The organism is Parasphingorhabdus sp., from assembly GCF_048269865.1.
Taxonomy (GTDB): Bacteria; Pseudomonadota; Alphaproteobacteria; order Sphingomonadales; family Sphingomonadaceae; genus Parasphingorhabdus.
On the sequence record NZ_JBLWUA010000024.1, the window covers coordinates 1 to 8586 of the forward strand.

At 54.6% G+C, this 8586-nt stretch carries 11 protein-coding genes; all 11 read left to right on the top strand.

What is annotated here, in order from left to right:
• A partial coding sequence (gene rpsG, locus ACN0WW_RS17015) for a 30S ribosomal protein S7 (RefSeq protein WP_417614233.1) occupies positions 1 to 305 on the top strand: 305 nt, incomplete at its 5' end.
• Positions 306 to 476: 171 nt separating this feature from the next.
• Positions 477 to 2570: an elongation factor G gene (fusA, locus tag ACN0WW_RS17020; protein ID WP_417614235.1), complete on the top strand. Its 2094-nt coding sequence runs from the start codon at positions 477 to 479 to the stop codon at positions 2568 to 2570.
• Positions 2571 to 2722: 152 nt separating this feature from the next.
• The gene (tuf, locus tag ACN0WW_RS17025; protein WP_417614237.1) at positions 2723 to 3913 is read left to right on the top strand and encodes an elongation factor Tu; all 1191 of its coding nucleotides are present in this window, start codon (positions 2723 to 2725) and stop codon (positions 3911 to 3913) included.
• Between the two features lie 121 nt (positions 3914 to 4034).
• The gene (rpsJ, locus tag ACN0WW_RS17030; RefSeq protein WP_066744965.1) at positions 4035 to 4346 is read left to right on the top strand and encodes a 30S ribosomal protein S10; all 312 of its coding nucleotides are present in this window, start codon (positions 4035 to 4037) and stop codon (positions 4344 to 4346) included.
• A 191-nt stretch (positions 4347 to 4537) separates the two neighbouring features.
• Positions 4538 to 5377 (top strand): 50S ribosomal protein L3, encoded by an 840-nt coding sequence (rplC, locus tag ACN0WW_RS17035; RefSeq protein WP_417614240.1) that lies wholly within the window; start codon positions 4538 to 4540, stop codon positions 5375 to 5377.
• A gap of 3 nt (positions 5378 to 5380) precedes the next feature.
• The gene (gene rplD / locus ACN0WW_RS17040; RefSeq protein ID WP_417614242.1) at positions 5381 to 6007 is read left to right on the top strand and encodes a 50S ribosomal protein L4; all 627 of its coding nucleotides are present in this window, start codon (positions 5381 to 5383) and stop codon (positions 6005 to 6007) included.
• Complete coding sequence (locus tag ACN0WW_RS17045; RefSeq protein WP_067198324.1) at positions 6000 to 6308, top strand: 50S ribosomal protein L23; 309 nt, start codon at positions 6000 to 6002, stop codon at positions 6306 to 6308. Before rplD ends, ACN0WW_RS17045 begins: the two co-directional genes overlap by 8 nt.
• Positions 6309 to 6314: 6 nt before the next feature.
• Positions 6315 to 7151 carry a 50S ribosomal protein L2 gene (rplB, locus tag ACN0WW_RS17050; protein ID WP_417614244.1) on the top strand — a complete coding sequence of 279 codons (837 nt, stop codon included), beginning with the start codon at positions 6315 to 6317 and terminating at the stop codon, positions 7149 to 7151.
• A 2-nt stretch (positions 7152 to 7153) separates the two neighbouring features.
• On the top strand, positions 7154 to 7429 hold the full coding sequence (gene rpsS, locus ACN0WW_RS17055; protein WP_089132919.1) for a 30S ribosomal protein S19: 276 nt from the start codon (positions 7154 to 7156) through the stop codon (positions 7427 to 7429).
• Positions 7429 to 7812, top strand: coding sequence for a 50S ribosomal protein L22 (rplV, locus tag ACN0WW_RS17060; protein ID WP_089132918.1), 384 nt, complete (start codon positions 7429 to 7431; stop codon positions 7810 to 7812). The genes rpsS and rplV overlap by 1 nt, the downstream gene beginning before the upstream one ends.
• A 2-nt stretch (positions 7813 to 7814) precedes the next feature.
• Positions 7815 to 8516, top strand: coding sequence for a 30S ribosomal protein S3 (gene rpsC / locus ACN0WW_RS17065; protein ID WP_323801238.1), 702 nt, complete (start codon positions 7815 to 7817; stop codon positions 8514 to 8516).
• Positions 8517 to 8586 lie beyond the last annotated feature (70 nt).

Below are 8586 nucleotides of genomic sequence, written 5' to 3' on the forward strand. Positions count from 1 at the left end.
AAGATCCTTTGCAGCTGTTTCATGATGCTCTCAACAATATCAAGCCGGGCATCGAAGTGCGCAGCCGCCGTGTTGGTGGTGCGACCTATCAGGTTCCCGTCGAAGTGCGTCCCGAACGTGCGCAGGCTCTGGCAATCCGCTGGATGATCGCTGCCGCTCGTGGTCGCAGCGAAACCACCATGGCTGCTCGCCTGTCGGGAGAAATTCTCGATGCGTCGAACAACCGCGGCAATGCGGTGAAAAAGCGGGAAGATGCGCACAAGATGGCAGAAGCCAACCGCGCATTTGCTCACTACCGCTGGTAGAAGCGCACCAGGCACACTATATAAATGTCATAACGGCGACCTTGCGGAAATCCGCCGGGTCGCCGTCATGGTAAAAACCGATCGATTCAAACATCACAGGGCTGGCATTGTTCAGCCCATTTCACTATAGGGCAGCCAGATTTTGGTTCCCCACATATTGGAGTACAGACTATGGCACGCAGCCATCCGCTCGAACGATATCGCAATATCGGCATTATGGCCCATATTGACGCTGGTAAGACAACGACTACAGAACGCATTCTTTATTATACCGGCAAGTCCTACAAGATCGGCGAAGTGCATGATGGCGCGGCGACGATGGACTGGATGGAACAAGAGCAGGAGCGGGGTATTACCATTACCTCTGCTGCGACCACCTGTTTCTGGAATGCGGAAGACCGCAAGGGGCCAGAGCACCGGATCAACATCATTGATACGCCAGGCCACGTTGATTTCACCATTGAAGTTGAACGTTCGCTGCGTGTGCTCGATGGCGCGGTTGCCTGTTTCGATGGCGTTGCCGGTGTTGAGCCGCAGTCCGAAACCGTATGGCGCCAGGCTGACAAATATAAAGTCCCGCGGATGTGCTTCATCAACAAGCTCGACCGCACCGGCGCCGACTTCAAATTCTGCGTGCAGTCGATCATCGAGCGTCTCGGCGCGACTCCAGCGGTTCTCTATCTGCCAATCGGCATCGAAGCGAACCTGGTTGGTCTGGTCGATCTGGTGAACCAGCGTTCGATCACCTGGAAGAACGAAGATCTGGGTGCTGAATATACTTATGGTGAGATTCCTGCGGACATGGCCGACGAAGCGGCTGAATATCGCGAGAAGCTGATCGAGCTTGCTGTTGAGCAGGACGATGACATCATGGAGCAATATCTCGAAGGCAATGAACCGGATGCCGCGACTCTGAAGGCGCTGATCCGCAAGGGCACGCTCAACCAGAGCTTCGTGCCTGTGCTTTGTGGTTCGGCGTTCAAGAACAAGGGCGTTCAGCCTTTGCTCGACGCGGTTGTCGACTATATGCCAAGCCCGCTCGACGTTCCTGCCATTAAGGGCGTTCTGTTGGACGGCGAAACCGAAGATACCCGGCCATCTTCCGATGACGAGCCATTCTCGGCGCTGGCGTTCAAGGTTATGAACGATCCGTTCGTGGGCACGCTGACCTTCTGCCGCATCTATTCCGGCAAGCTGGAAAAGGGCACCTTGCTGAACTCGGTCAAGGACAAGAAGGAAAAAGTCGGCCGTATCCTGGAAATGCACTCCAATGACCGCAAGGACATCGAGGAAGCGTTTGCAGGCGACATCGTTGCGCTGGCTGGCATGAAAACCACCACCACCGGCGACACGCTCTGCGATCCGGCGAAGCCGATCATTCTGGAGCGCATGGAATTCCCTGAGCCGGTGATCGAGCTCAGCGTTGAACCAAAGACCAAGGCTGACCAGGAAAAGATGGGCGTTGCTCTGCACCGTCTGGCTGCTGAAGATCCTTCGTTCCAGGTGTCGACCGACCATGAATCGGGTCAGACGATCATCAAGGGCATGGGCGAGCTTCACCTCGACATTCTGGTTGACCGCATGAAGCGCGAATTCAAGGTCGAGGCCAATGTCGGTGCACCGCAGGTGGCTTACCGCGAATCACTCGGCAAGGCTGTCGAAGTTGACTACACGCATAAGAAGCAGTCCGGCGGTTCCGGTCAATTCGCGCGTATCAAGTTCGAGGTCACTCCGGGCGAGCGCGGATCCGGCATCACGTTCGAAGACGAAATCAAGGGCGGTAATATTCCGAAAGAATATATCCCTTCGGTTGAAAAGGGCATGCGCGAAACCGCGGAAACCGGCTCGCTGATTGGCTTCCCGATCATCGACTTCAACATCCGCGTGTTTGACGGTGCCTATCATGACGTCGACTCCTCGGCGCTGGCCTTCGAAATCGCAGCTCGGGCAGCAATGCGCGAAGCGGCACAGAAATCCGGCATCAAGCTGCTTGAACCGATCATGAAAGTTGAAGTGGTTACACCGGAAGACTATCTTGGAGACGTGATCGGCGATATGAACTCTCGCCGGGGACAAATTCAGGGTACGGATACGCGCGGTAATGCCCAGGCAGTCAATGCCATGGTGCCGCTGGCCAACATGTTCGGTTATGTGAATGAACTGCGTTCCTTCAGTCAGGGACGTGCACAATATTCGATGCAGTTCTCGCATTACGAAGAAGTGCCGAGCAATGTAGCCGAAGAGATCAAGGAGAAAATGGCCTAAGAGCCACTCCTTTTTGGGATAATGCGCTTTCCTTTTGTGCGGGTCTGACGGGAAAATCCCCAGACCGGCAAAAGGGTGTTGACAGAATTGGAGAGTCTCGCCAAAGCGCGGCGCAGGCTATCAAGACGATAGAAAATCAGAGGTAAAATAAAATGGCTAAAGAGAAGTTTGAGCGCAATAAGCCGCACTGCAACATCGGCACCATCGGTCATGTTGACCACGGTAAAACGACGTTGACTGCGGCGATCACCAAAGTGCTTGCTGAAACCAGCGGCGGTAAGGCTGTTGACTTTGCAAATATCGACAAGGCACCTGAAGAGCGTGAGCGCGGCATCACCATTTCAACCGCCCACGTTGAATATGAAACCGACGCACGTCACTATGCGCACGTCGATTGCCCGGGCCATGCTGACTATGTGAAGAACATGATCACCGGTGCTGCTCAGATGGACGGTGCCATTCTGGTGGTTAACGCTGCCGACGGCCCAATGCCACAGACCCGCGAGCACATCCTGCTTGCCCGTCAGGTTGGTGTTCCGGCTCTGGTCGTGTTCATGAACAAGGTTGATCAGGTCGACGACGAAGAGTTGCTCGAGCTGGTTGAAATGGAAATCCGTGAACTGCTGTCGTCCTACGACTTTGACGGCGACAATATTCCTATCGTTGCCGGTTCTGCGCTGGCTGCTCTGGAAGGCCGCGACGACAACATCGGTAAGGAAAAAATCCTTGAACTGATGAAAGCTGTCGATGACTTCATTCCTCAGCCAGAACGTCCGGTTGACCAGGACTTCCTGATGCCAATCGAAGACGTTTTCTCGATCTCCGGCCGTGGTACGGTTGTTACCGGCCGTGTTGAAACCGGCATCGTGAATGTTGGCGACGAATGTGAAATCGTCGGTATCAAAGATACCACCAAGACCACCGTCACCGGTGTTGAAATGTTCCGCAAGCTGCTCGACTCCGGTCAGGCTGGCGACAACATTGGTGCGCTGATCCGTGGTATTGACCGTGATGCAGTTGAGCGTGGCCAGGTTCTTTGTAAGCCAGGCTCGATCACTCCGCACACCGAGTTCTCGGCTGAAGTTTACGTGTTGTCGAAAGACGAAGGTGGTCGTCATACGCCGTTCTTCGCTAACTATCGTCCACAGTTCTACTTCCGCACGACCGACGTGACCGGCGAAGTGATCCTTCCTGAAGGCACGGAAATGGTTATGCCAGGTGACAACGTGACAATCGGCGTGAAATTGATTGCTCCGATCGCCATGGATCCAGGTCTCCGCTTCGCTATCCGCGAAGGTGGACGGACCGTTGGATCAGGGGTTGTCAGCAACGTAACAAAGTAATATAGGAACGCCTCGCTGCCCGGATCGGTGATTCGGGCAGCCAGTTTTTTCGCCGCTCCGGCCTTTTCGACAGAAAATCGGGGCGGTTTATTTTTGGCTCTTTGACATTGGTAACAGGTACATGGAAACGCAGAATATTCGCATTCGCTTGAAGGCATTCGACCATCGGGTTCTAGATCAAGCAACTGGCGATATCGCTGATACGGCGCGCCGCACCGGCGCTCTCATCCGTGGACCGATACCTTTGCCAACGCACATTGAAAAATTTACCGTTAACCGCGGACCGCACGTCGACAAAAAGTCTCGGGAGCAGTTCGAGGTGCGGACTTACAAAAGGTTGCTCGATATCGTGCAGCCGACGCCACAGACGGTCGATGCTTTGATGAAGCTTGACCTCGCTGCTGGCGTGAATGTCGAGATCAAGCTGGCCTGAGCCACCTGATCAGTTTCCGCCAAGGCGGAAATAGACAAACGACAGGATACCGCCGGTTTTTACCGGGCAGCGTCCTCCGTCTCGTTCCGAACTTTTCGGAACAATACAGCCCGGACGGGGTGATGCATTACAATTTGGGGTTGGCAAGCCGGACGAAATGGTTCGTTCGGCCTCTGTGAAGGAGATTGATCGTGCGTACAGGCGTGATCGCTAAAAAAATGGGGATGACCCGCTTGTTTCAGGAAGACGGACGGCATGTGCCGGTTACCGTTCTTTCGCTGGAAGAATGTCAGGTTGTTGGAGCCCGCAATCAGGAACGTGACGGCTATTTTGCTGTTCAGCTTGGTGCTGGTGCCCGTAAAGCGAAAAATGTAAATAAACCACAGCGCGAAGCTTTTGCGAAAGCGGAAGTTGAGCCAAAGGCGCGTGTTGCCGAATTCCGGGTTGATAGCGAAGACGCTTTGCTCCCCATCGGTGCCACCGTCACTGCAGACCATTTCATTGCCGGCCAGATGGTCGATATCCAGGGTGTGACCCAGGGTAAGGGCTTTGCCGGTGCGATGAAGCGCTGGGGTTTCGGCGGTATGCGCGCAACCCACGGTGTTTCCATCTCTCACCGTGCTCATGGTTCTACTGGTCAAAACCAGGATCCGGGCAAGGTGTTCAAGGGCAAGAAAATGGCCGGTCACATGGGTGCGAGAAACCGTACCCAGCAAAACCTGGAAATCGTCCGCACTGACGCCGCTCGCGGTTTGATCTTTGTGCGCGGCAGCGTTCCTGGTTCCAAAGGTGGCTGGCTCCTCGTCAAGGACGCAGTGAAGGTTGCTCTTCCTGAAGGCGTTCCATTCCCGGGTGCTCTGCGCCGCAATGCGGATGAAACGGCAACCGAAGATGCGCCGGCAGGCATGATTGAAGCGGATGCAGCAATCGAAGCGCCGGTTGGTCCAACCGATGCGGAAATCGCAGCAGCAGCTGAAGCGCCGGCAGAAGAACAGTCCGATGCCGCAGATGATGCAGGGAAGGAGGGCTAAGCCATGAAATTGAAAGTGAAAACCCTCGACGCCAAAGCCAAGGGCGACATCGAATTGAACGATGACGTGTTCGGTATCGAAGCGCGTGCAGATATTCTTCACCGTGTCGTCAACTGGCAGCGTGAAAAAGCCCGCGGAACGGCCCGTCCGACCCGTGAGCGTTCCGACATCGCTCGGACCGGCAAGAAATACGGCAACCAGAAGGGTGGTGGTACTGCTCGTCATGGTGATCGCCGTGCTCCGATCTTCATCGGTGGTGGTAAAGCCCACGGTGCCCGCAAGCGTGATTTCAATCCGTCGCTGAACAAGAAAGTTCGCGCTCTGGGTCTGAAAATGGCGCTGAGTGACAAGGTCAAGAACGACAATTTGATCGTGCTTGAGAATATTGATCTGAAAGAAGCCAAAACACAGGCGCTTCTGGCCAATATCGCCAAGCTCGGTTTCGGTAAATCTGCACTGATCATGGATGGCGATGCTGTTAACGAAGCGTTCTCGAAGGCTTCCAATAACATCCCGCGCGTCAACGTGATGCCAGCTGCTGGTGCCAATGTTTATGACATCCTGAACCATGAGACCCTGGTGCTGACGCGCGCAGCGGTAGAAAAGCTGGAGGCGCGCTTCAATGGCTAAAAAAGAAGCAGTCGATATCCGTCATTATGACGTGATTGTCGGTCCGCACATCACCGAAAAATCAACCTTGCTCAGCGAACATAATGCTGTGGTGTTCAAAGTAGCGAACACCGCGACCAAGCCGCAGATCAAGGCCGCCATCGAGGCGTTGTTTGATGTCAAAGTCAAAAACGTCAACACGCTGGTGCAAAAGGGCAAGACCAAGAAGTGGAAGGGTCGCCCCTATACACGCAACGACATCAAGAAGGCTGTTGTCACGCTGGCTGAAGGCCAGACGATCGACATCACCACGGGAGTTTAAGGGCACATGGCATTAAAATCCTATAAACCAACAAGCCCCGCCCGGCGTGGTCTTATTCTGGTCGACAAGAGCGGCCTTTGGAAAGGCAAGCCCGTCAAGAAGCTTGTCGAAGGCAAGAACAAGACGGGTGGCCGTAACAATAAAGGTCATGTCACTTCGCGCGGCATCGCCGGTGGTCACAAGCAGAAATATCGCCTCGTCGATTTCAAGCGGCGCAAGTGGGATATGTCTGCGACGGTAGAGCGGATTGAATATGATCCCAACCGCACGGCTTTCATTGCGCTTCTGAAATATGAAGACGGCGAACTGTCTTACATCATCGCGCCACAGCGGCTCGATGTTGGTGACACAGTGGTCGCTGGCAAAAAGACCGACGTGAAGCCTGGTAACGCGATGCTATTGTCGCAAATGCCGGTCGGCACGATCGTTCACAATGTCGAAATGAAGCCAGGCAAGGGCGGTCAGATCGCTCGCTCGGCGGGTGCTTATGTTCAGATCGTTGGTCGTGATCGCGGCATGGTTATCGTTCGTTTGAAGAGCGGTGAGCAGCGTTACCTGCGTTCCGATTGCATGGCGACCGTTGGCGCGGTTTCCAACCCCGACAACTCGAACCAGAATTTCGGCAAGGCAGGGCGCACGCGCTGGAAGGGACGTCGTCCTTTGACTCGCGGTGTTGCAAAGAACCCAGTCGATCACCCGCATGGTGGTGGTGAAGGCCGGACTTCCGGTGGTCGTCATCCGGTAACGCCATGGGGCAAGCCGACCAAGGGTGCTCGTACCCGTAGCAACAAATCGACTGACAAGATGATCATCCGGTCGCGTCACGCGAAGAAGAAGAGGTAAGCATGGCTCGTTCCATCAAAAAAGGTCCTTTTGTTGACCTCCACCTGCTGAAAAAAGCGCAGACAGCGCAGGAAAACAATGCGCGCGCGCCGATCAAGACCTGGTCGCGTCGCTCTACCGTATTGCCTGATTTCGTCGGCTTGACCTTCAGCGTTTACAACGGCCAGAAATTCATTCCGGTTTCCGTGAATGAGGACATGGTTGGTCACAAGCTTGGCGAGTTCGCTCCGACGCGTAACTACTACGGCCATGGCGCTGACAAAAAAGGCAAGAAATAATGGGTAAGGCATCATCACCGCGCCGTGTTGGCGACAATGAAGCTTTGGCTGTTGGCAATTCCATTCGTGGTTCTGCCCAGAAGCTGAACCTGGTTGCACAGCTGATCCGTGGCAAGAAAGCGGAAGAGGCTTTGAACATCCTTTCGTTCTCGAAAAAGGCGATGGCCAAGGATGTCAGCAAAGTTCTGGCTTCGGCAATCGCCAACGCAGAGAATAATCACAATCTGGATGTTGACGCATTGATCGTTCACGAAGCGAGTGTCGGCAAGTCCATCACGATGAAGCGCTGGAAGGCGCGGGCTCGTGGTCGTTCAGCCAAGATTATCAAGCCATTTAGCCGCGTTCGCATCGTTGTGCGCGAACATGAAGAGGAAGAGGCGTAACCATGGGTCAAAAGAGTAATCCTATCGGGCTTCGCCTGCAGATCAACCGGACCTGGGACTCTCGCTGGTATGCGGAAGGTTCCAACTATGGCGACCTCTTGATGGAAGACATCAAGATGCGCAAGTTCATCATCAAGACCCTGCCACAGGCAGCGATCTCGAAGGTGGTCATTGAACGTCCGGCTAAGACCTGCCGCATTTCGATCTATGCTGCGCGCCCTGGCGTCATCATCGGCAAGAAAGGCGCGGATATCGAAAAGCTGCGTCGCCAGCTGAGTGACATGTCGTCCGGTGACGTTTCGCTGAACATCGTCGAAATCCGCAAGCCGGAAGTCGATGCGCAGCTGGTAGCTCAGGGCATTGGTGATCAGCTGATCCGCCGTGTTGCTTTCCGTCGGGCCATGAAGCGTGCGGTGCAGTCTGCTCTGCGGCTTGGTGCTGAAGGTATTAAAATTGTTTGTGGCGGCCGTTTGGGCGGCGCGGAAATCGCGCGGGTTGAATGGTATCGCGAAGGCCGCGTGCCTTTGCATACGCTGCGCGCCAATATCGACTATGCTGAATATGAAGCGCTGACCGCTTACGGCATCATCGGTATCAAGGTTTGGATTTTCAAAGGCGAGATATTGGGTCACGACCCGATGGCTCAAGACCGGTTGATGGTGGAAGCGCAAACTTCCGGCGTCCGTCCGCAGCATCAACGTTGATTTTTGAGGAATAGGTAGAGCATCATGCTGCAACCCAAGAAACATAAATTCCGCAAGGCTTTCAAAGGCC

Excerpts from the sequence above, each read along its gene's own strand:
- fusA (WP_417614235.1), top strand. The coding sequence starts at position 477 with ATGGCACGCAGCCATCCGCTCGAACGATATCGCAATATCGGCATTATG.
- tuf (WP_417614237.1), top strand. The coding sequence starts at position 2,723 with ATGGCTAAAGAGAAGTTTGAGCGCAATAAGCCGCACTGCAACATCGGC.
- rpsJ (WP_066744965.1), top strand. The coding sequence starts at position 4,035 with ATGGAAACGCAGAATATTCGCATTCGCTTGAAGGCATTCGACCATCGG.
- rplD (WP_417614242.1), top strand. The coding sequence starts at position 5,381 with ATGAAATTGAAAGTGAAAACCCTCGACGCCAAAGCCAAGGGCGACATC.
- ACN0WW_RS17045 (WP_067198324.1), top strand. The coding sequence starts at position 6,000 with ATGGCTAAAAAAGAAGCAGTCGATATCCGTCATTATGACGTGATTGTC.
- rplB (WP_417614244.1), top strand. The coding sequence starts at position 6,315 with ATGGCATTAAAATCCTATAAACCAACAAGCCCCGCCCGGCGTGGTCTT.
- rpsS (WP_089132919.1), top strand. The coding sequence starts at position 7,154 with ATGGCTCGTTCCATCAAAAAAGGTCCTTTTGTTGACCTCCACCTGCTG.
- rplV (WP_089132918.1), top strand. The coding sequence starts at position 7,429 with ATGGGTAAGGCATCATCACCGCGCCGTGTTGGCGACAATGAAGCTTTG.
- rpsC (WP_323801238.1), top strand. The coding sequence starts at position 7,815 with ATGGGTCAAAAGAGTAATCCTATCGGGCTTCGCCTGCAGATCAACCGG.